The organism is Streptomyces sp. NPDC042346, from assembly GCF_055581845.1.
Genome location: NZ_JBVJEH010000012.1, coordinates 230783 through 252748, shown reverse-complemented (window position 1 = coordinate 252748; position 21966 = coordinate 230783). Strand labels below are relative to the sequence as shown.

Sequence of the window (21966 nt, the reverse complement as noted above, 5' to 3'; positions counted from 1 at the left end):
CTCGCGCTCACCCCCGGTCGCCCCCGCCCCGCGCTCACCCCTGGGCCGCCACCAGCACCGCGCCCGCCTCCGTCCACTCGTACAGGACGGACCGGCCCGCCCGTCCCCGCCGGACCAGGCCGGCGTCGAGCAGGACCTTCAGGTGCCGGCCCACCGACCCGAGGCCCTGCCCCGTCAGCGCCACCAACTGGCTCGTGGACTTGGGCGTTCGGAGCCGTACGAGCACACCCGCCCGTGCCGCGCCGAGCAGCGCGCCGAGCGCCTCGGGCGGAACGGGACCCGAGCCGTCCGCAAGGGCGCCCGCGCACGGGTACACCACCGCGGACCGCTCCGTCCCCTCCCACGACACCCATCCCGTGCTCGCGGTCACCGGCACGAACAGCAGACGGCCGCCGTCCACCGAACGCGGTGGATAGTCCCGGGAGTTGACCTGGAGCCGGCCGTCGCCGAGCCACCGCATCTTCCCCGGGCAGAGTTCGTCGAGGGCCGCCGCCCAGCCGCCCCGGACCAACTGCGCGGTCCGCGCCACCACATCGGCTTCGAGGACCCGCCGGCGCCGCGGCCACTCCGGCAGCACGCTCTCCCGCCACACCCACGTCAGGACCGCGGCCATCCGCTCCGGAAGATCGCGCGCCGAGCGCAGCGGCTCCGGTACGGGACCGTCGAGCGCGACCGCCAACTGCGGTACGGCGGCGGCCGGATCGGCCGTGCGGACCGCTTCGACCTCCTCCTCGAAGGGCTGCTCGCCCTCGCCGAGCGGCGTCGGGGTCAGGAAGTCCGCGTTCCACGTCCGCCCGAGCGCGGCCCCGACGAGCAGACCGTCGAGCGGAGCGGCCGCCAGGCGCGCCCGGTAGGAGGGGAGGTGCCGGGCCAGCCAGGCCTGTTCGCCCGGGTGGGAGCCCGAGCCCGTGTGCAGGATCTTGAGCGCCGCGATCGTCTCGCTCAGCGGCGAGACGACGAAACGGCTGCCCGCGAGCGAGTCCGTACCGATCTGCCACCAGCCCATAGACGACGACCGCCCTTTCGCCACGAGTCCCCACGAGCCCGTTGGTTTCGCCCCGGAGCGAAACAGTATCGCCGTCGCCGGGCGCCCCCGAGACTGCCCGCATGCCCCGCTACCGCGCGCTGTTCCGTACCCCCGAGTTCACCCCGCTCTTCCTCGCCGGCTCCGCCCAGGTCGCCGCCCAGATGGTGGCCGGACTCGGCCTCGCCACCCTCGTCTTCCGCGCGACCGGTTCCCCGCTGCTCTCCGCCCTCGCGCTCTTCGGGCCCTCGCTCGCCCAGCTGGTCGGCGCGACGACCCTGCTTTCGGCGGCCGACCGGCTCCCGCCGCGCACCGCGATCGCCGGGCTGGCGCTCTTCTTCGCCCTGTGCACGGCGGTCCTGGCGCTCCCCGCCCTGCCGGTCTGGGCCGTCTTCGTGGTCCTCTTCGCGCAGGGGCTGGCGGCCTCGCTCGGCGGCGGAGTCCGTTACGGCCTCCTGAACGAGATCCTCGCCCGCGAGCAGTACCTCCTCGGCCGCTCGGTGACGAACATGGCGGTCGGCGTCTGCCAGATCGCTGGCTTCGCGACCGGCGGCGTCCTGGTCGCGTTCCTCTCCCCGCGCGGCACGGTCCTCGTCGGCGCCGTGCTCTACCTCGCCGCGGCCCTCGTCGCCCGCCTCGGTCTCACCCGGCGGACACCGCGCGCCACCGGCCGGGCCTCCGTCGCCGAGACCTGGCGGACCAACGCGCGCCTGTGGGCCTCGCCCGCCCGCCGCCGCTGCTACCTCGCCCTGTGGGTGCCCAACGGGCTGATCGTCGGCTGCGAGTCGCTCTTCGTGCCGTACGCCCCCGAGCGGGCGGGGCTGCTCTTCGCCTGCGCCGGCCTCGGGATGCTCGTCGGGGACACGGCCGTCGGCCGCTTCGTACCGGCGCGGCTGCGCGAGCGGATCCGCTTCCCGCTCCAGGCGCTGCTCGCGGCCCCGTTCCTGGTCTTCGCCCTCGACCCGGGGCTGCCGCTCGTCCTCGCCCTCGTGACCGTCTCGGCCGTCGGGTACGGGGCGAGCCTGCTGCACCAGGAACGGCTGATGGCCCTGGTGCCGGAGGAGCTGAGCGGCCACGCCCTCGGGCTGCACACCTCCGGGATGCTCGCCCTCCAGGGAGTGAGCGCGGCGCTCGCGGGCACCCTCGCCCAGTTCACGTCACCGCGTACGGGCATGGCGCTGCTCGCGCTCGCCTCGCTCACCGTCACCCTGGTACTCGCCCGGGCCGACCGCGAGGCCGAAGCGGCACCGCCCGACGAGGCGCCCTCGAAGGCGGCACCGCCCAGTCGGACACTGCCTAGCGAGGCGCCGTAGAGCGGTGCACGACCGTGTCCTCGCACGGCCCGTCGGCGAACAGCTTGAGCGCCTCCACCTCGTCCTTGTCGGCGGACAGGCCCCAGCGGAGCTTGGTGCTCACCCACTCGCCGACGTATCGGCAGTAGCGGGTGGAGTCCACGGGCACCCACTCGGCGGGGTCGCGGCCGGCCTTCTCCTTCCGGCTGCGGGCCGTGACGGCGACGAGGGTCGCGGCGGCGCCCTGGTCGTTGGCGTACTGCTCGCGCCGGGCGGCCGTCCAGCCGGAGGCCCCGGACTGCCAGGCCTCTTCGAGGGCGACGAGGTGGTCGACGCGGAGCCCCGCCGGGTCGGTGACGTTCTGCCCGTCGTAGAACGAGGTCCACCGGCCCCCGGTCAGCGCGCAGCCCGCACCGGTCTTCGGGGCGTCGACGGCCTCGGCGACGAGGACCTCGGAGCGGGTGTCACAGCCGTCCGCCGGGTCGAGGCCCTGGTTCCAGTGGCGGAACGCCGACTCCTTGTAGCCGTCCGGGTCCTCGGATGCCTCGGTGAGCTCGGCCAGCGCGTCGGGGAAGAGGACGACGCCGGCGGAGAGGGCGGGGGAGGGGACGGCGAGCGGGGACAGGATCAGCGCGAGCGGTGCGAGACCGCGCATCAGGTTCTTGATCATGTACCGATGGATAGCCGCGGGATCGGGGCGCGTGGGGCCCGAATCGCGGAGCGCTCCTCCGAGCGGGTGCGGATCTTCACCGCAGAAACGATGCGCTGGGCGCCCGTACCGCGTCCACCCGTACATACGAAGAAGAGCGCGGAACCAAGGACCGTAAACCTGGTTCCACGCTCTCCCGTTGTGCCCGTCCGACGGCACGAGGCTGGCGCGACAGGACGTTCGCGCCGCCGGACGGAGTCTGTGGGTGTACCTGCGTTCGGGGCCGGCGGACGGAGTCCGACGCAGCCGTCCGAAGCCTGCGAAGCAGTGCGAGGGCGGCGTCGAGAGTGGGTCGTTCGCGCCGCCGGACGGAGTCTGTGGGTGCAGCTGCTTTCGGTGCCCCCGAGGGGAAGGGGCTGGGCGATAGGACCGCGGCGGCGGCGACGGGCGTGCCGGCTGTCCTCTTCTTTCAGGTCAAGAAGGGGGGCCCGACGCCCTTACCACCGCACTGGCTCGACGCCGCCGCGGTCCTCACGCTTGTCCGGTCCGCCGACCACCCCTCATCCGGGCCGGCGATCCGGACCGCGTACGGCACTGACCTCCCGTCAGGCGCCGTACGCAGTCTGGGTGCTGCTGTGCGGTCAGTCCTCGCGCAGGGCGCGGACCGCCTCGGCCACGCGCTTGCCGTACTCCGCGTCGGCGGCGGCGAAGTGCGCGAGGTTCTTCTCGATGACGTCCTCGCGGGACACCTGGGACAGACCGCCGGCGATGTTGGCGATCAGGCGGCTCTTCTCCTCGGCGGACATCAGGCGGTAGAGCTCGCCGGCCTGGAAGAAGTCGTCGTCCTTGGTGTGCGCGGGCGCCTCGTGGGTGCCGGTCCAGCCGTGGATCGCGAGCGGCGCGGAGAGCGCGGCGTCGGTCTGGGCCGGGCCCTGGTACGAGTTGGGCTCGTAGTTCTTGTCGTGGCGCGAGCCGTTGCGGGTGGCCATGAAGCCGTCGCGCCCGTAGTTCTCCGCGGTGGTCGCCTTGGGGGCGTTCACCGGCAGCAGGGTGTGGTTCACACCGAGGCGGTAGCGGTGGGCGTCCGCGTAGGCGAAGAGGCGGCCCTGGAGCATCTTGTCCGGCGAGGGGCCGATGCCCGGGACGAAGTTGTTCGGGGAGAAGGCGGCCTGCTCGACCTCGGCGAAGACGTTCTCCGGGTTGCGGTCGAGGACCAGGCGGCCCACGCGCTGGAGCGGGTAGTCGCTGTGCGGCCACACCTTGGTGAGGTCGAACGGGTTGAAGCGGTACTCGGCGGCCTCGGCGGCCGGCATGACCTGGACGTACAGGGTCCAGCTCGGGTTCACGCCGCGCTCGATGGCCTGGAGCAGGTCGGTCTGGTGCGAGTTCGCGTCCTTGCCGACGAGCTCGGCGGCCTGGTCGGCGGAGAGGCTGCGGATGCCCTGGTTCGTCTTGAAGTGGTACTTGACGAAGAAGGCCTCGCCCGCCTCGTTGGTCCACTGGTACGTGTGGGAGCCGTAGCCGTTCATGTGGCGGTACGAGGCGGGGATGCCGCGGTCGCCCATGAGCCAGGTGATCTGGTGCGTCGCCTCGGGGGCGTGCGCCCAGAAGTCCCAGACGTTGTCCGCCTCCTGCTTGCCCGTGAAGGGGTCGCGCTTCTGGGAGTGGATGAAGTCGGGGAACTTGATCGGGTCCTTGATGAAGAACACCGGGGTGTTGTTGCCGACGAGGTCGTAGTTGCCCTCTTCGGTGTAGAACTTCAGGGCGAAGCCGCGGGGGTCACGGACCGCGTCCGCGCCGCCGAGCGAGTCGGCCACGGTGGAGAACCGGATGAAGGTCTCGGTCTTCTTGCCGACCTCGCCGAGGAAGTCCGCCTTGGTGTACGCGGTGACGTCGTCGGTCACCTCGAAGTAGCCGTACGCACCGGAACCGCGGGCGTGCACCACACGCTCCGGGATCCGCTCACGGTTGAAGCGCGCGAGCTTCTCCAGCAGGTGCTGGTCCTGGAGGAGGATGGGGCCACCGACGCCGGCGGTGGCGGAGTTCTGGTTGTCGGCGACGGGGGCGCCGGACTCGGTCGTAAGCACGCGCTTCGACATCGTGACCTTCCGTACGGGAACTCTGCTGACGGTGCGAGGAGCCTAGATTCGGCCGGAACGCGACGTCAACAGTTTGTTGAAAAGGAAGTGTGGTGTTCCGGTCGGCGGCGACGCCTGGGCGCGACAGGACAGGTGTCAGCGCCGCCGCCGACCGGAAATCAGGGGCCCCGGTGAAGGGGCTGAGGGGTGACCCGCAAGGCACCCCCTGGGGGTCAGACCTGCTGGCCGGAGAGGCGCTCGACGGCGCGCAGCAGGGCCGAGTGGTCCAGGCCGCCGTCACCCTGCGCACGCAGGGAGGCGACGAGCTGGGCCACGACGGCGCCGACCGGGAGGGCCGCGCCGACGTTGCGGGCGGCGTCGGTGACGATGCCCATGTCCTTGTGGTGCAGGTCGATCCGGAAGCCGGGCTTGAAGTCCCGGTTCAGGAAGTTGTCCTTCTTGCGGGTCAGGACCGTGGAGCCGGCCAGACCGCCGTTGAGGACGTCCAGGGCGGCCTGGAGGTTCACGCCGGACTTCTCGAGGAAGACGACGGCCTCGGCGCAGGCCTGGATGTTGACCGCGACGATGAGCTGGTTGGCGGCCTTCACCGTCTGGCCGGAGCCGTGCGGGCCGCAGAGCACGATGGTCTTGCCGAGGGTCTCCAGGATCGGGAGGGCCTCGTCGAAGTCGGCCTGCTCGCCACCGACCATGATCGAGAGCACGGCCTCGATCGCGCCGGCCTCGCCGCCGGACACCGGGGCGTCGATGACGCGGATGCCCTTGGCGGCGGCGTTCTTCGCCAGGTCGACGGAGGTCTGCGGGGTGATCGACGACATGTCGACGATCAGCGCGCCCTCCTTGGCGTTCTCCAGGATGCCCTCGGGGCCGTAGGAGATGGCCTCGACCTGCGGGGAGGCGGGCACCATCGTGACGATGACGTCGGCGTCCTTCACGGCCTCGGCGATCGACGAGGCGGAGGTGCCGCCGGCCTTGGCCAGCCGCTCCAGCTTGTCCTGCTCCAGCGTGAAGCCGGTGACCGCGTAGCCGGCCTTCAGCAGGTTCTCGGACATGGGGGAGCCCATGATTCCGAGGCCGATCCAGGCAATCTTGGGAAGGTTGCTCATGAGGGTGCCTCTCAAAAACTGGTGGTACGGGGAGAAGTCGCTGGTCAGCGGGCCGGGCGGGCCTCGACCGGGAGCCAGGCGAAGGACGCGGCGGCGTCGGCGGCCTTGTACTCCAGGCCGACCCAGCCGTCGTAGCCGGCCTTCTTGAGCTCGTCGAGGAGCTGCTCCAGGGGGAGCTCGCCGGTGCCCGGCGCGCCGCGGCCCGGGTTGTCCGCGATCTGGACGTGGCCGGTCTTGGCGGCGTACTCCGCGATGACCTGGCTGACGTCCTCGCCGTTCATCGACAGGTGGTAGATGTCGAGGAGGAACTTGGCGTTGCCGAGACCGGTGGCCGCGTTCACCTTGTCGATGACCTCGATCGCGGAGGGGGCGCTCACCAGCGGGTAGAGCGGCGACTCCGGCTTGTTGAGGGTCTCGACGAGGAGGATCGCGCCGATCCGGTCCGCCGCGCGGGCGGCCAGGACCAGGTTCTCCAGGGCGAGGGTGTCCTGGATCTGCGGGTCCACCCCCTCGACGCGGTTGCCGTAGAGCGCGTTGAGCGCCTTGCAGCCGACCGAGGCGGCGAAGTCGGCGGCCACCTCGATGTTGGCGCGGAAGCGGTCCGACTCCTCTCCGGGTACGGAGAGGGCGCCGCGGTCCGGGCCGGGGAGCTGTCCGGCGTAGAAGTTCAGACCCACCAGCTGGGTGCCGGCGTCCTCAAGGGCTTTCTTGAGGGCGTCGAGCTCGCTCTGCTCGGGGGTGGCGGTGTCGATCCAGGGCCACCACAGCTCGACCGCCGTGAAGCCCGCCGCGGCGGCGGCCGCGGGGCGCTCCAGGAGCGGGAGTTCCGTGAAGAGGATCGACAGGTTCACATCGAAGCGCTGGTCCGTGTATCCCATGAGGGGCGGCGCTCCTTCCGTATCGCGGAAGTAAGTTTCTGTCTGACGGAATGTTGCAAGCAGGTCGTCCTCCTTGTCAAGAGGTCCCCGCAGGTCCGGGGCTCCCGTACGTCGGGGTGGGGCCGTACTTTGGGTCCATGGTGCGTTTGAGAGTGGAGTTCACGACCGAGCCGTTCGACCTCGACGAGGCGCCGGCGCACGCGGTCGTGGCCCGTGAGGTCATCCAGTCGGCCGAACTGGACGCGGTCGACGTCGGCCCCTTCGGCAATACGGCGGAAGGCGGCGCCGACGAGGTGCTCACCGCGGTCGACGCGCTGCTGCGCAGATCGCTCGCGGCCGGTGCCACGCGGGTCTCGCTCCAGGTGAATGTGATCGGGGAGGGCGAGAAGTGACCGAACATCCGCTGATCGCGGCGGTGAAGCCGCTGGTCGACGCCATGGGCGCGGAGCTGCTGGGTCCCACGCAGGCGGAGGGTGACGACGTCGTCCTCTCCTGGGAGGGGGAGGACGTCCTCGCCGTCCGGCTGCCGCAGCTGTCCGATTCGCTGGATCACATCCTCGCGGCGATGGAAAGACGGCACGGGATGCCGCTGGCCGAACTGGACCGCAAGGCGAAGCAGGAAGCGGTGCGCGTTCTGGAGGCACGCGGTGCCTTCTCGGTGCGCCATGGGGTGGAGACGGTGGCGGGGGCGCTGGGCGTCAGCCGCTTCACCGTGTACAACTACCTCAACAGAGAGACCGCCCTGAGCAGGGAAAAGGCCGCCGAGAGCAGCTAGTTGATCTTGTTGTGACCACAAGCCGTCGTCCAGATGTCGGGACGACGGCTTTTGTGTGGCCGACTTTTCAACAAAGTGTTGACGTTGTGTTGCGGAGGGCGTTAGCTATCCGCAGCCCGTCCGACGCACAGCGAAAAACAGCCACGGAGGCTTCCCGTGACTTCAGGTACGACACCGGGTCTCACCCGGTTCAACACCTCGGCGGACAGCGAGGCTCTCGCCGCGCTCCACGAGGTGTGCTCCAGCTCGGCGTGGGGGAGCAAACTGCTCGCCCAGCGCCCGTACGCCACCGCCGAAGCCCTCTTCCTCGCCAGTGACGCCGCCATGGCCGAGCTGACCGTCGAGGACCTGGCCGACGCGATGGCGGGCCACCCGCCGATCGGTCGTCCGAAGGCCGGGGACCCGACCTCCTCCCGCGAACAGAGCGGGATGGCCGGCGCCTCCGCGGAGCTCAAGACCGAGATGCTCGAACTCAACCTGGCCTACCAGGACAAGTTCGGTCATGTCTTCCTCATCTGCGCCACCGGCAGGACCGGCGAGCAGATGCGCGACGCGGTCCGTGAGCGGATCGGCAACTCGCCCGAGGAGGAGCGGGAGATCGTCCGCACCGAACTGGGCAAGATCAACCGCATCCGGCTGACCCGTCTCGCAGAGGAAGAGAGCTCCGAATGAGCACCGACACCACGGCCTCGGTGTCCACGCACATCCTGGACACCAGCATCGGCCGCCCCGCCGAGGGCGTGGCCATCACGCTCGCGGCCCGCAAGGGCCTCGACGGCGCATGGGTCACGCTCGGCGGCTCCGCCACCGACGCGGACGGGCGCTGCAAGGACCTGCCGGCGCTGCCGGAAGAAACCACCCACGTACGACTCGACTTCGAGGTCGAGGAGTACTTCTCCAAGAAGCAAGCCGAGGCGCAGCAGGACGCCCCCCGCGTAAGGGACAGCGGTGCGTTCTTCCCGGAGGTGGCGATCACGTTCGCCGTCAAGCCGGGCGAGCACTATCACGTACCGCTGCTGCTCAACCCGTTCGGCTACTCCGTTTACCGAGGGAGCTAGCAGACATGCCCACGATTCTCGGCCAGAACCAGTACGGCAAAGCAGAGAACCGCGTCGTCAAGATCACGCGGGACGGCGACACCCACCACATCAAGGACCTGAACGTCTCCGTCGCCCTCTCCGGCGACCTCGACGACGTCCACCTCACCGGCTCCAACGCCCACTGCCTCCCCACCGACACGACGAAGAACACCGTCTTCGCGTTCGCCAAGGAGTACGGCATCGAGTCCGCCGAGCAGTTCGGCATCCACCTCGCCCGCCACTTCGTGACGAGCCAGGAGCCGATCAAGCAGGCGCGCATCCGGATCGAGGAGTACTCCTGGGAGCGCATCGCCTCCTCCGACGCCAACTCCAAGTTCATCGGCGCCGAAGAGGTCAACCACTCCTTCGCCCGTAAGGGCCAGGAGACCCGCGTCACCCAGGTGACCTACGACGGCGAGAAGTGGGAGGTCATCTCCGGCCTCAAGGACCTCGTCGTCATGAACTCCACCAACTCGGAGTTCTGGGGCTACATCAAGGACAAGTACACGACGCTCCAGGAGGCGTACGACCGCATCCTGGCGACGCAGGTCTCCGCCCGCTGGCGGTTCAACTGGACCGACGACGACCAGCGCATGCCCAACTGGGAGCGGTCCTACGAGCAGACCCGCAAGCACATGCTCGAGGCCTTCTCGGAGACGTACTCGTACTCCCTCCAGCAGACGCTGTACCAGATGGCCACGCGCATCATCAACCACCGCTCGGAGATCGACGAAGTCCGCTTCTCGCTCCCGAACAAGCACCACTTCCTGGTCGACCTCGAGCCCTTCGGTCTGAAGAACGACAACGAGGTCTACTACGCCGCCGACCGCATGTACGGCCTCATCGAGGCCACCGTCCTCCGTGACGGGGCGACGGCGCAGATCCCGGTCGACATGACCAACCTCTAAGCGCCATCTGAGTGACGGCCCCGCCCGCCCGCAGTCGGGCGGGGCCCGCACCAGCCCGGAGGAACTCCCATGGCACAGCCTGCAATGGGGCCGGCATCCGCCGAAGGCCCGTGTTCCACCCCACCGGAGACCGCACACCAGGTCCACCCGGTGGACGAAAAGCTTCCCGCCTCGCGGCTCGTGCCCGCGGCACTCCAGCACATCGCCGCCATGTACGCCGGCGTCGTCACCCCTCCGCTCATCATCGGCCAGGCCGTCGGCCTGGACGCGGCGGGGATGACCCGGCTCATCGCCGCCGGCCTGCTCATCGCCGGCTGTGCCACGATCCTGCAGACCCTCGGTGTCCGGACCTTCGCCGGCAACCGGCTCCCGTTCGTCAACGCCGCCTCCTCGGCAGGCATCGCCCCGATGCTCGCCATCGCCGAGACCAGCGCCCCCGGGCACCAACTCCCCGCCATCTACGGCGCGGTGATGGTCGCCGGAGTGTTCTGTCTCGCCGTCGGCCCCTTCTTCGGGAAGCTCCTGCGCTTCTTCCCGCCGCTCGTCACCGGCGTCGTCATCACCCTCATCGGGGTCACCCTGATGCCCGTGCCCGTCGCGTGGGCCCAGGGCGGCGACAAGAACGCCGCCGACTTCGGCGCCATGAAGTACCTGGCGCTGGCCGGTTTCACCCTCGTCGTCGTCCTGCTGTTCCAGCGCTTCGGCAAGGGCTTCGTCAAGCAGATCGCCCTGCTGCTCGGCCTCCTCATCGGCACCCTCGCCGCGATCCCCTTCGGGATGGCGGACTTCACCGCCCTCCGCGAGGCACCGGTCGCGGCCCTGCCCGCCCCCTTCGCCTTCGGCGCCCCCGAGTTCCAGCCCGCCGCGATCCTCTCCCTGTGCATCGTGATGCTGGTGCTCATGACCGAGTCCAGCGCCGGCATGCTCGCCCTCGGCGAGATCTGCGAGCGGCCCAGCGACGGGAAGACGATCACCCGGGGTCTGCGGACCGACGGCATCGCGACCCTGCTCGGCCCCGTCTTCGGTGGCTTCCCGACCTCGGCCTTCGCCCAGAACGTCGGCGTCGTCTCGCTGACCCGGGTCCGCTCCCGGTACGTCGTCGCCGTCGCCGGCGGCGCGCTCCTGGTCCTCGGCGCCTTCCCGGTCCTCGGCGCGGTCGTCTCGATGGTCCCCATGCCCGTCCTCGGCGGCGCCGGCATCGTCCTCTTCGGCTCGATCGCGGTCAGCGGCATCCGCACCCTGTCGGAAGCCGGACTCGACGACAGCTCCAACATCATCCTGGTGGCCGTCGCGCTCGGAGCGGGCATCATCCCGCTCGCCGCTCCCACCTTCTACGCCGACTTCCCGGCCTGGGCGCAGACCGTGCTCGGCTCCGGCATCAGCGCGGGCGCGCTCGTCGCGGTCCTGCTCAACCTGTTCTTTCACCATCTCGGCACCCGGAGCCGTCACGCGGCTCCGGCACTCAAATCCTCCTAGGGTCCTGCCGTGCCCACACCACCCCCGAGGAATGAAGGAAGCACCGCCATGGCAGCACCTTCGGCAGCCCAGCGCATCGTCATCGAGAACGCGGCGATCGCGACCGTCGACGCGAACGACACCGAGTACGCCTCCGGCTACCTCGTCGTCGCCGACAACAAGATCGAGTCCCTCGGTGCCGGCAAGGCGCCCGAGGGCCTGGAGAACGTGGTCCGCCGGATCGACGCCACCGGTCATCTGGTGACGCCCGGTCTGGTCAACACCCACCACCACTTCTACCAGTGGATCACCCGAGGTCTGGCCACCGACCACAACCTCTTCAACTGGCTGGTCGCGCTCTACCCGACCTGGTCACGCATCGACGAGTCGATGGTCCGCGTCGCTGCCCAGGGCTCCCTGGCGATGATGGCCCGCGGCGGTGTCACCACCGCCATGGACCACCACTACGTCTACCCGAAGAACTCCGGCGACCTGTCCGGCGCCATCATCGGTGCCGCCTCCGACATGGGCGTCCGCTTCACCCTCGCCCGCGGCTCGATGGACATGAGCGAGAAGGACGGCTTCCTGCCGCCGGACTTCGCCGTCGAGACCACCGAGGGCGCGCTCGCCGCGACCGAGGAGACCGTCAACAAGTTCCACGACGCCTCCTTCGACGCGATGACCCAGGTCGCCGTCGCCCCCTGTTCCCCCTTCTCCATCTCCACCCAGCTGCTCAAGCAGGGTGCCGAGCTGGCCCGCCGGCTCGGGGTGCGCATGCACACCCACGGCTCGGAGACCGTGGAGGAGGAGAAGTTCTGCCACGAGCTCTTCGGCATGGGCCCGACGGACTACTTCGAGTCCACCGGCTTCCTCGGCCAGGACGTGTGGATGGCGCACTGCGTCCACATGAACGACTCCGACATCGCCGCCTTCGCCCGCACCGGCACCGGTGTGGCGCACTGCCCGTCCTCCAACGCGCGCCTCGCCGCGGGCATCGCCCGCGTACCGGACATGCTGAAGGCGGGCGTCCCGGTCGGCCTCGGCGTCGACGGCACCGCGTCCAACGAGTCCGGCGAGCTCCACACCGAGCTGCGCAACGCGCTCCTCATCAACCGCCTCGGTGCCCACCGCGAGGCCGCGCTCAACGCCCGCCAGGCCCTGCGCCTCGGCACCTACGGCGGCGCGCAGGTCCTCGGCCGCGCCGACAACATCGGCTCCCTCGAAGCCGGCAAGCTCGCCGACTTCGTCCTCTGGAAGATCGACGGCCTCGGCCACTCGTCGATCGCCGACCCGGTCATCGCCGTCGTCTTCGGCGCCGCGGCCCCGGTCACCGCCTCCTTCGTCAACGGCAAGCAGATCGTCGAGAACAACCGACTGCTGTTCGCCGACGAGGAGCAGATCGCGCGCGACGCGCGTGCGGAGGCGCAGCGCCTGGCCCGTATCACGGCCCAGAGCTGACCCTCCCCATGGAGTCCGACCGAGGGGGACGGCCCTCGGTCGGTCGCCGCGGACCCGAGCGGGGTCCGCGGCAGCCCGACCGGGAGGTGCCGTACGCAGAAGACGTACGGCACCTCCCGGGACGGTGAAGCCTGCCTTCACGCCTGCCTTCACCTCCGTCGGCACCCCCCGCCGCGCCTCCTCCCCAGCGCACCGCCCCACCGCACGACGAGCCGCACCTCCTGTACTTCGCACCGCATCGCACCACCTCCCTGAACCCCGCGTCCCCGCCGACGCGTAACCGACCGGAGGAACCGCCGTGGCCGCCAAGCCCCAGGTTCGCAATGCACAAGACGCAGGCTCCGCCCCCGAAGACCACGAGAAGCATCCGGTCGACGAGACGCTGCCCCCACTGAAGATGCTCACGAGCGGCCTCCAGCACGTGGCCGCCATGTACGCGGGCGTCGTCGCGCCGCCCCTGATCGTCGGAGCGGCCGTCGGCCTCTCCGGCACCGAACTCACCTTCCTGACCGGCGCGAGCCTCTTCACCGCCGGTCTCGCGACCTTCCTCCAGACCCTCGGTGTCTGGAAGATCGGCGCCAAGCTGCCGTTCGTCAACGGCGTCACCTTCGCCGGTGTCGCCCCGATGCTCGCGATCGTCGACACCACCGACGACAAGACCGACGCACTGCCCATCATCTTCGGCGCGATCATCGTCGCCGGAGTGCTCGGCTTCCTCGCCGCCCCCTTCTTCTCCCGGCTCGTCCGGTTCTTCCCACCGGTCGTCACCGGCACCGTGATCACCCTCATAGGTGTCTCCCTCCTGCCGGTCGCCTTCGGCTGGGCCCAAGGGCCCAATCCCAGGGCAGAGGACTACGGTTCGACGACCTATCTGACGCTCGCCGGCATCACGCTGGTCGTGGTCCTGCTGCTGCGCCGCTTCACCCGCGGCTTCCTCAAGCAGGTCGCCGTCCTGGTCGGCCTCGTCATCGGCACGCTGATCGCCATACCGTTCGGGGTCACCGACTTCTCCCCGGTGACCGAGGCGGACATCGTCGGCTTCCCGACGCCGTTCCACTTCGGAGCCCCGCAGTTCGCCCTCGCCGCGATCATCTCCATGTGTGTCGTCATGCTGGTCTCCATGACCGAGTCGACCGCCGACATGCTGGCGCTCGGCGAGATCGTGGAACGGCCCGCCGACGAGAAGACCATCGCGGCCGGTCTGCGGGCCGACACCCTCGGCTCCGCCCTCAGCCCGCTCTTCAACGGCTTCATGTGCAGCGCCTTCGCCCAGAACATCGGGCTGGTCGCCATGACCAGGATCCGCAGCCGCTTCGTCGTCGCCTGCGGCGGTGGCTTCCTGGTCCTGATGGGCCTCTCCCCGGTCGCCGCCTCGCTGATCTCGGTCGTGCCCCGGCCGGTCCTCGGCGGCGCGGGTGTCGTCCTGTTCGGCTCGGTCGCCGCCAGCGGCATCCAGACGCTGGTCAAGGCCGGTCTGGAGAAGGACAACAACGTCCTGATCGTGGCCGTCTCGCTGGCCGTCGGCATCATCCCGATCACGGCGCCGGAGTTCTACCACGCCTTCCCGGAGACCGCGAAGATCATCCTGGACTCCGGAATCTCCACCGGCTGTGTCGCGGCCGTCCTGCTCAACATCGTCTTCAACCACCTGGGCCGCGGCCAGGACGACGACGAGGTGACCGCGCCCATGGAACCGGGCGAGGACATCTCCGGCAGTGCCACGGCGAAGGCGGCGCACGTCCACTGAGCCCGCTCCTCATCCCACCGATCGCCCCGGTCCCCGCGCACGCCGCGGGGCCCGGGGCCGTCGTGCTGATCAACCCCAACACCTCCACGGCGACGACCGCGATGATGACCGCCATCGCCCGCCGGACCCTGCGGGAGCTGGGCGCCACAACCAGTGCCGCGACCGCCCACGGGGTGACAGTCCACAGTGCGACCGCACACAGGGCGACAGTCCACGGGGTGACAGTCCACAGGGCGACAGTCCACGGGGTGATCGCCCATGGGGCGACCGTCCGCGGAGTGACCGTGCCCCGGGGCCCCGGCATGCTCACCGACCCCGCCGCCCTGCGCGCCGCCGCCGCCGAGGTGCTCGCCGCCGGGCTCCGCGCCGCCGCCGAGGGCGACTGCGCGGCGCTCCTCGTCGGCGCCTTCGGCGACCCCGGCCTTGCGGCGCTGCGCGCCGCGACCGCCCTGCCCGTGGCGGGCCTCGGCGAGGCGGCCCTCCTGGAAGCCGCCGCCGACGGCAGGCCGTTCGGCATCGCGACCACCACGCCGCTGCTCGCCGACGCCATCGCCGAGCGGGTCGCGGACCTCGGCCTCGCCGACCTGTACACGGGCATCCGGCTCACCGCCGGCACCCCCGAACGCCTCTCCGCCGACCCCGCACTGCTCCTCGACCGGCTGGAGCGGGCGGTCCGGGCCTGCGCCGAACGGGACGGGGCACGGGCCGTCGTCATCGGCGGCGGACCGCTCGGCGAGGCCGCCGAGGAGCTGCGCGCCCGGTGCGCGGTCGAGGTCGTCGCCCCGATCCCGGCGGCCTGCCGCGCGCTCTCCCGCCTGCTGAGCGGCTGAGACCCCCTCACCCATCCGCTCCTCCTCACCGCTCCACCGCGATCCGCCGCCGGCACTCCCGGGCCAGCGCCGGGTAGGCCCCGGCGATCGCCTCGTACAGCCGCCGCCTCAGCAGCCGCTCGGCGTCCCCGCGGCCGGTCTCCCCGTACAGCCCGTCGAGCAGCGACTCGTACCGCGCGAGGGCGTGCCGCAGGTAGCTCACCTGCCACCGCACGAGTCCCTCCGAAGGGGCGTCCCCGGCACCTCCGGGGCCCCGCGCGCCCAGCAGGTGCCGATGGCGGACCGCCCGCCGCTCCAGCTCGGGCCCGGGGAGCAGCGGCACCTCGATCGGCTCGGCGCGGATCGCGCTCAGCACGGCGGCCCGCCGCCGCTCCGCGTACACCCCGGCGGCCGCGGACCGGGCCTCCGAGACCAGGGAGGCCGCGGCGAACTCGGCCGTCCGCTCCACCGTCTCCACCCGGACCAGGAGGTAGAGCCGCACGGGCGTGAGGGACCAGCGGCGCGGGTCGCGGCCCTGCACGTCGGGCGAGCCGAGCAGGTCCCGGACCATCGCATCGGTCCAGCCGCGGCGGCGCACACCGGTGAGCGTCACATAGGTCGTACGGTCCGTCATGATTCCCCCTCGATCAACTACGGAGCGTGACGATTCCAGTGAAGCGCACCCCACTGACAACGCCCTCTTGCCGAGGTCGGCCCGACTGTGCGATATAGGTCTGGACCTTTTCGACGGACGGAGGGCTTCCCGTGCAACGCCCGCTCCCCGCACGCCTGTTGACCGCAGTCACGGCGCTCCTCCTGCTCGCCCTCTCCGCCTGCTCGGGCGCCGCGGAACCCCCACCGAAGGACACGGCCGCCCCGACGGCCCCCACCGGAGTCACCGCCACCGCCGGCAGCGCGACCACCGTCCACGTCATGTGGAGCGCGGCCACCGACGACCGGGCCGTCACCGGCTACGTCGTCTACCGCGAGGGCCGCGAGGTCAAGGAGCTCCCCGCCACCACCCTGATGACCGACGTCGTCGGACTCGCGCCCGCCAGCCGGCACGCCTTCACCGTCCGCGCCCGCGACGCCGCCGGCAATGCCTCGCCCCCGAGCGCCACCGTCGCCGCGACCACCCTCCCCGCGAACGCCGAGGACCGCACGCCCCCCACCGCCCCGCGTGCACTGCGTGCCACCGCCGACGGCAGCCGCGCCGCCGTCCTCACCTGGACCCCGTCCCGCGACGACACCCGCGTCACCGCGTACGACGTCTACCAGGCCGACACCCGCGTCCACACCGCCCCCGGCACCGCCACCACCGCCCGCGTCACCGGCCTGCGCCCCGGCACCGCCTACGCCTTCACGGTCCGCGCCCGCGACGCCGCCGAGAACTCCTCCCCGGACGGCCCCCGCGTCGAACTCACCACCGCCTCCGCCCCCGGCGCACCCCCGAACACCGCGCCCGAGCACCTCACCGCCACGGCCGCCAAGGGCGAGATCACCCTCACCTGGACCCCGCCGGACACCGGAGCCCCCGTCACCCACCACGAACTCCACCTCGACGGCCGCTTCGCGACCACCATCGTCTGGGGCACCACACCACCCCCGGCCCGCGCCACCTACACCTTCCCGGTCCAGGACCCCCCGGGCACCCGCTACACCGTCACCCTCCGCGCCCAACTTCCCGACGGCACCTGGGGCGACTTCTCGGCGCCCCGCGTGGTGGTGGTCCGCTGAGCCGAACGCGCTGACGGAATGTCTTGCATGCCCGGAATCTCCTCCCCGGAATTACCCTGGGAAGCGTGGCCGAGACCGTTCTCACCAACACCGGGCTCGACAGCTTCCTCGACGGAACGCCCGAGCGCCGCGACCCCGCCTTCACGCGTGCCGCCGAAGCGGTCCTGGGACTGCTCGCCCTGCGAGGGGCGGACCGGGGGACCGGGGTGCCCGAACCCACGCCCGGGCTCGTGCGGCACCTTCTCGTGGAGGACCTCCCCACGTTCGTGTACGCGGCGCCAGGGGAGCTCGCCGCCTATCCGGCCGTGCTCGGGGCGCTCGCCGCGCGCTTCGACGGAGGGCGCGGCGAGCAGGTCGTCGCCGTGGTCGCGGAGGCCGCGCCCGACTTCGAGCGCGCCATGAACGACCCCGGCAACCTCACCTGGCACCGCTGGTACGCCTCCCTCCTGCGGGCCTGTGGCACCGATCTCGCCGACCCCGAGGACGTACGCCGACGGCTCGCCGCCCTCGACGGCGCACCGCTCCCCGACGGGGTGCGCCGGGCCGACCTCATGGGCCGCACGGCCCTCGCGGACGTCCTGCTCGCCGAGGCCCTCACCCGGGCGTACGTACGGGACGCCGAGTCCGCCCCGGCCGCCGGACCGCTGCTCACCGACCACACCGTCGCCACCGGCATCGGGCAGGTGGCCGCCGCGCTCCTGGACCGGTGGACCGCCGCCGGGCTCGCCGAACAGCTCGCCGGGCCGTATGCCCGGTTCGCCCCCGGCCCCGACGACTTCCCCCACCTCGTCCTCGCCGACGCCCTCCTCGACGAACACCTCGACTACTACGGCGACTCCGCCGCCCCCGTGCCCCCGCCGCCCGCCGTCGAGACGCCGGCCGGCCCCGGGGCCGTGGAGTCGGCCGCCGACGCGCTCGCCGCCGCCGTCGAGAGCCTCGCGGAAGGCGCGGAAGGCGAGGCAGACGAGGCAGACGAGGAAGGCGACGAAGGGGAGCAAGGGGAGGAACGGGAGTTCGGCCCGTACGCCGGCGAGGCGGCGCACCTGCTGTACGTGGTGTACCAGCGCGGCTGCTCCGCCGAGTCCGTCGCCCGCAAGGCCGCCGAGTACGAGGACTGGTCCGTCGACCCCGCCCTGGAGGACCTGCCCGTACCCGTCCCGGCCGAAGCGCCGGAGGCGTACGCGACCCCGCCCCTGGCGGAGCTCGTACGGCTCCTCGGGGCGCCGGAGCTGACCGAGGCGGACCGGGAACGGCTCACCGGACCCGCCCGTGACCTCGCCGCGGTCGTCGACCGGCTCGCCGCCACCGGCCTCCTCTTCCGCACCGGCGACGCCTTCGGGCTGACCCCGCGCGGCGCCGGCGTCGTGCGCTATCTGCTCCGGGTGCGCGGGATCGCCGCGCCCGACGCGGCCGAGACCGCCGGCTGGTCCGCGCAGGACCTGGTCGGCGCCGCCACCGGCTGGCCCGCGTCGTCCGCCGCGCGGGTCCTCGGCGACTGGCTGCACGCGCGCGTGGACACCGCCGAGGCCTGGTCCCAGCTGCTTGCCGCCCTCGGCACCGCCCACGCGGGCACCGCCGAAGCGGCCGACTCCCGGGGCCTCCTCGCCGTCCTCGACACGGGCGCCGCCCCGGCCGATGCCCTCCGCGGCGCCCTGCGCGACCCCGTGATCGGCGCGTACGCCCACGAGGTCCTGAGCGCGAGGGGCGAGCGGGCGGACCACCTCCAGGTCCCCACCTCGGCGCGGGCGCTGTACGTCCTCGACGCACTGCCCGGCAAGACGGGGCCCCTGGAGTCCCGCCGCGCCGCCTTCGACGCGGCGGCGGCCGCCTGGCCCGGCGGTTCCGCCGCCCTGGTCCGGGCGATGGCCGAGGCGGACCGGCACGAGACCGCCCGGGTCCTCGGCCCCTTGGGCATCACGATGCCCTGAGCCCCGGCGGGGTCACCCCGCCGTCAGGTACATCCCCGAGGCCCCGGAACCCGCCGTGTTCTTGCAGCTGTGGTTCCCGGTGGGCCGGGCGTGGACGAGGGCCAGGCACCGACCCAGGGCCTGCTGGCCGTACGCGTTCGGGTGCATCGACTCCTGGACGAGGCCCTGCGTGCTCTGGCTGTCGATCCAGCGCGCCCACTCGCTCGTCGTCGCCGACGCCGGCACGGTCGACGTGACCTGCTTGCTCGCCTTCGCGCAGACCTCGCGGCCCTGGAGCGCGTCCCGCAGGTCCATGAACTGCACGCCCTTGGCCGCCGCGACCCCCTTCAGCCGGTTCGCGAGCTGCGGGACCAGGGAGTCCCGCGCCCAGTCGGAGTCCGCGTTCCAGAAGGGGCAGCCACCGGTGTTGGTACGGGCCCAGCCGCTCTCGCCGTACCGGTTCTCGGCGGCGCGCGGGATGGGGGAGGGGTACGACTGGAGCACGATCCGGTAGTCCGACGAGGAGTAGCCCGCGCCCGTCATCACGGCCCGGATCTCGTCGACCGACCGGCCGACGTCCGCCATCACGCCGTCGATCCGCGCGTCGACCTCGGCCTGCTGGTCGTCGTGGCAGTACGAGTACCAGACGATGTAGTCCTTCGCGCAGGTTTCGATGATGTCGGCGAAGCCCAGGTCGTTGCCGCCGATGGAGAGCGCGATGAGCTCCACGTCGTGCGAGGCGGCCACGGCCGCCAGCTGGTCGGCCTGGGGGGCCTCGCCCTTGTAGGCCTGGCCGCCCTGGGAGGCCCGGACGACGTTCTTCGTGGTCGCCCCGGAGCAGGCGAGGTTGATCAGGGACGAGGCGAGCGGTCCGGCGCTCCTCACCTCGGCGGTGTCCGAGCGGTGGCAGCCGCCCGCGGTGGCTCCGTACACCCGGGACGGGTCGTAGGCGCTGCCCGTCCAGGCCCGGTCGGTGCCGGTGCGGCTGCCGGAGTTGGTCAGGCTGTTGCCCAGCCAGCGTCCGGCCTCGCCGGAGATGTAGCTGTCGCCCATGGTGACGACGGCTGTGGGGCCGGTGCCGGGGGCGGCGTGGGCGGGTGGAGCGGCGACGGAGGCGAGCCCGGCCGCGGTACACAGGGCCAGGAGTCCGCGCAAGGCACGGTGGGGGGTCGAAGGCATGGCTGTGCTCCTGCGGTATGCGGTGCGCAGTGACGTGGGGGACAGCCTCCGGCCGGTGGCATGGCGGAATCTCGCACGCCGTGACTTGTTACCGCTAGGTAGCTGCATATCTCGGTTCCGTCACGTCACCTGTGAGGAGCCAGGGAACGGAAACAGGGCTCTGCCCCCGGTGTCTGTGCGGACACCGGGGGCAGAGCCCTGATCTGTGGGTTCTTCCGAGCGCTGTTCGGCCGCTGTGCGGTCAGCCGACCAGCTGTTCGTAGGCGGGGAGCGTGAGGAAGTCCGCGTAGTCCGCGTCGAGGGAGACGTGCAGGAGCAGGTCGTGGGCCTGCTGCCACTTGCCGGCCGCGAAGGCCTCCTCGCCGATCTCCGCGCGGATCGCGGCGAGTTCCTCGGCGGCGACCTCGCGGGCCAGCTCCGGAGTCGCCGTCTTCCCGTTCTCGAAGACGACACCCGCGTTGATCCACTGCCAGATCTGCGAGCGCGAGATCTCGGCGGTGGCCGCGTCCTCCATCAGGTTGAAGATGGCGACGGCGCCGAGGCCGCGCAGCCACGCCTCGATGTAGCGGACGCCGACCTGCACGGCGCTGACCAGGCCGTCGTAGGTGGGCTTCGCGTCGAGCGAGTCGATCGCGATCAGGTCGCCGGGAGCCACGGAGACGTCCTCGCGGAGGCGGTCCTTCTGGTTCGGCTTCTCGCCGAGGACGGCGTCGAAGGAGGCCATCGCGATCGGGACCAGGTCCGGGTGCGCGACCCACGAGCCGTCGAAGCCGTCGCCGGCCTCGCGGTCCTTGTCGGCCTTGACCTTCTCGAAGGCGACCTTGTTGACCTCGGCGTCCTTGCGGGACGGGATGAAGGCCGCCATGCCGCCGATCGCGTGCGCGCCGCGCTTGTGGCAGGTGCGGACGAGGAGTTCGGTGTACGCGCGCATGAACGGGGCCGTCATCGTGACCGCGTTGCGGTCCGGGAGGACGAACTTGGCGCCGCCGTCACGGAAGTTCTTGACGATGGAGAAGAGGTAGTCCCAGCGGCCCGCGTTCAGGCCGGCGGCGTGGTCGCGGAGCTCGTAGAGGATCTCCTCCATCTCGTACGCGGCCGTGATGGTCTCGATGAGGACCGTGGCGCGGACGGTGCCCTGCGGGATGCCGACGTAGTCCTGGGCGAAGACGAAGATGTCGTTCCAGAGGCGGGCCTCCAGGTACGACTCCGTCTTCGGGAGGTAGAAGTACGGGCCCTTGCCGAGGTCGATGAGGCGCTGGGCGTTGTGGAAGAAGTACAGGCCGAAGTCGACGAGCGCGCCGGGCACCGGGCGTCCGTCGAAGGTCAGGTGACGCTCCTCCAGGTGCCAGCCGCGCGGCCGCATGACGACCGTGGCCAGCTCGCCGGCGGGCTTGAGGGCGTACGACTTGCCGGAACGCGGGTCCGTGAAGTCGATGTTCCGCTGGTACGCGTCGATCAGGTTGACCTGACCCAGGATCACGTTCTCCCAGGTCGGCGCCGAGGCGTCCTCGAAGTCGGCGAGCCACACGCGGGCGCCGGAGTTGAGCGCGTTGATCGTCATCTTGCGGTCGGTCGGACCGGTGATCTCGACGCGGCGGTCGTTCAGGGCCGCCGGGGCCGGTGCGACCTTCCAGGAGTCGTCGGCGCGGATCGCGGCGGTCTCCGGGAGGAAGTCCAGGGTGGACGTGCGGGCGATCTCGGCGCGACGCTCCGCCCGGCGGGCGAGGAGTTCGTCCCGGCGCGGAGTGAACCGCCGGTGCAGTTCGGCGACGAAGGCCAGGGCGGCCTCGGTGAGCACCTCCTCCTGACGCGGCAGGGGCTCGGCATCGACGACGGCCAGGGGGGACGGCGCTGGTGCGGACATGAA

General features: G+C 71.5%; 20 protein-coding genes. 12 read left to right on the top strand and 8 right to left on the bottom strand.

Annotation, left to right across the window (positions count from 1 at the left end; translation table 11 throughout):
• Nucleotides 1–34: 34 nt before the first annotated feature.
• Nucleotides 35–1006: an ArsR/SmtB family transcription factor gene (locus tag ACZ6K0_RS36485; protein WP_376407958.1), complete on the bottom strand. Its 972-nt coding sequence runs from the start codon at nt 1004–1006 to the stop codon at nt 35–37.
• Nucleotides 1007–1107: 101 nt separating this feature from the next.
• Here ACZ6K0_RS36485 and ACZ6K0_RS36480 point away from each other — a divergent pair, with 101 nt between their 5' ends.
• Nucleotides 1108–2337 carry an MFS transporter gene (locus ACZ6K0_RS36480; RefSeq protein ID WP_469235680.1) on the top strand — a complete coding sequence of 410 codons (1230 nt, stop codon included), beginning with the start codon at nt 1108–1110 and terminating at the stop codon, nt 2335–2337.
• Here ACZ6K0_RS36480 and ACZ6K0_RS36475 read toward each other — a convergent pair.
• The 4 genes from ACZ6K0_RS36475 to ACZ6K0_RS36460 form a co-directional block, all read right to left on the bottom strand.
• Nucleotides 2321–2986 (bottom strand): HNH endonuclease, encoded by a 666-nt coding sequence (locus ACZ6K0_RS36475; protein ID WP_469235678.1) that lies wholly within the window; start codon nt 2984–2986, stop codon nt 2321–2323. The genes ACZ6K0_RS36480 and ACZ6K0_RS36475 overlap by 17 nt on opposite strands.
• 620 nt (nt 2987–3606) lie before the next feature.
• Nucleotides 3607–5064, bottom strand: a complete 1458-nt coding sequence (locus ACZ6K0_RS36470) for a catalase (RefSeq protein ID WP_376407952.1) — start codon at nt 5062–5064, stop codon at nt 3607–3609.
• A gap of 212 nt (nt 5065–5276) precedes the next feature.
• Nucleotides 5277–6167: a 2-hydroxy-3-oxopropionate reductase gene (locus ACZ6K0_RS36465; protein ID WP_376407950.1), complete on the bottom strand. Its 891-nt coding sequence runs from the start codon at nt 6165–6167 to the stop codon at nt 5277–5279.
• Between the two features lie 44 nt (nt 6168–6211).
• On the bottom strand, nt 6212–7045 hold the full coding sequence (locus ACZ6K0_RS36460; RefSeq protein WP_376407948.1) for a TIM barrel protein: 834 nt from the start codon (nt 7043–7045) through the stop codon (nt 6212–6214).
• A 140-nt stretch (nt 7046–7185) separates the two neighbouring features.
• Between ACZ6K0_RS36460 and ACZ6K0_RS36455 the strand changes: the two genes are divergently transcribed.
• The 9 genes from ACZ6K0_RS36455 (at nt 7186) to ACZ6K0_RS36415 (ending at nt 15297) form a co-directional block, all read left to right on the top strand.
• On the top strand, nt 7186–7437 hold the full coding sequence (locus tag ACZ6K0_RS36455; RefSeq protein ID WP_078627122.1) for a YkoF family thiamine-binding protein: 252 nt from the start codon (nt 7186–7188) through the stop codon (nt 7435–7437).
• A 44-nt stretch (nt 7438–7481) separates the two neighbouring features.
• Complete coding sequence (locus ACZ6K0_RS36450) at nt 7482–7820, top strand: helix-turn-helix domain-containing protein (protein WP_376408033.1); 339 nt, start codon at nt 7482–7484, stop codon at nt 7818–7820.
• A 156-nt stretch (nt 7821–7976) separates the two neighbouring features.
• Entirely contained in the window at nt 7977–8492 is a 516-nt protein-coding gene (gene uraD / locus ACZ6K0_RS36445) for a 2-oxo-4-hydroxy-4-carboxy-5-ureidoimidazoline decarboxylase (RefSeq protein ID WP_376407946.1), read from the top strand.
• Nucleotides 8489–8878: a hydroxyisourate hydrolase gene (gene uraH / locus ACZ6K0_RS36440; protein ID WP_376407944.1), complete on the top strand. Its 390-nt coding sequence runs from the start codon at nt 8489–8491 to the stop codon at nt 8876–8878. The genes uraD and uraH overlap by 4 nt, the downstream gene beginning before the upstream one ends.
• A 5-nt stretch (nt 8879–8883) precedes the next feature.
• The gene (gene pucL, locus ACZ6K0_RS36435) at nt 8884–9807 is read left to right on the top strand and encodes a factor-independent urate hydroxylase (RefSeq protein ID WP_125742494.1); all 924 of its coding nucleotides are present in this window, start codon (nt 8884–8886) and stop codon (nt 9805–9807) included.
• A 69-nt stretch (nt 9808–9876) separates the two neighbouring features.
• Complete coding sequence (locus ACZ6K0_RS36430) at nt 9877–11283, top strand: nucleobase:cation symporter-2 family protein (RefSeq protein ID WP_469235675.1); 1407 nt, start codon at nt 9877–9879, stop codon at nt 11281–11283.
• Nucleotides 11284–11331: 48 nt separating this feature from the next.
• On the top strand, nt 11332–12720 hold the full coding sequence (locus ACZ6K0_RS36425) for an 8-oxoguanine deaminase (protein ID WP_469235674.1): 1389 nt from the start codon (nt 11332–11334) through the stop codon (nt 12718–12720).
• A gap of 397 nt (nt 12721–13117) precedes the next feature.
• A complete protein-coding gene (locus tag ACZ6K0_RS36420; RefSeq protein WP_469235756.1) occupies nt 13118–14467 on the top strand; it encodes a nucleobase:cation symporter-2 family protein in 1350 nt (449 codons plus the stop codon).
• Nucleotides 14468–14568: 101 nt separating this feature from the next.
• Nucleotides 14569–15297, top strand: coding sequence for an aspartate/glutamate racemase family protein (locus ACZ6K0_RS36415; protein WP_469235754.1), 729 nt, complete (start codon nt 14569–14571; stop codon nt 15295–15297).
• A gap of 25 nt (nt 15298–15322) precedes the next feature.
• Here the strand turns inward: ACZ6K0_RS36415 and ACZ6K0_RS36410 are convergent, their stop codons facing one another.
• A complete protein-coding gene (locus ACZ6K0_RS36410) occupies nt 15323–15910 on the bottom strand; it encodes a hypothetical protein (protein WP_469235673.1) in 588 nt (195 codons plus the stop codon).
• A 131-nt stretch (nt 15911–16041) separates the two neighbouring features.
• Here ACZ6K0_RS36410 and ACZ6K0_RS36405 point away from each other — a divergent pair, with 131 nt between their 5' ends.
• The gene (locus ACZ6K0_RS36405; protein WP_469235671.1) at nt 16042–17013 is read left to right on the top strand and encodes a fibronectin type III domain-containing protein; all 972 of its coding nucleotides are present in this window, start codon (nt 16042–16044) and stop codon (nt 17011–17013) included.
• 65 nt (nt 17014–17078) lie between these two features.
• Nucleotides 17079–18941 carry a hypothetical protein gene (locus ACZ6K0_RS36400; protein WP_469235669.1) on the top strand — a complete coding sequence of 621 codons (1863 nt, stop codon included), beginning with the start codon at nt 17079–17081 and terminating at the stop codon, nt 18939–18941.
• 12 nt (nt 18942–18953) lie between these two features.
• Here the strand turns inward: ACZ6K0_RS36400 and ACZ6K0_RS36395 are convergent, their stop codons facing one another.
• Together ACZ6K0_RS36395 and aceB are read right to left on the bottom strand one after the other, a co-directional pair.
• Nucleotides 18954–20099 (bottom strand): GDSL-type esterase/lipase family protein, encoded by a 1146-nt coding sequence (locus ACZ6K0_RS36395; RefSeq protein WP_469235667.1) that lies wholly within the window; start codon nt 20097–20099, stop codon nt 18954–18956.
• 241 nt (nt 20100–20340) lie between these two features.
• Nucleotides 20341–21963 (bottom strand): malate synthase A, encoded by a 1623-nt coding sequence (gene aceB / locus ACZ6K0_RS36390; protein WP_376407928.1) that lies wholly within the window; start codon nt 21961–21963, stop codon nt 20341–20343.
• Nucleotides 21964–21966 lie beyond the last annotated feature (3 nt).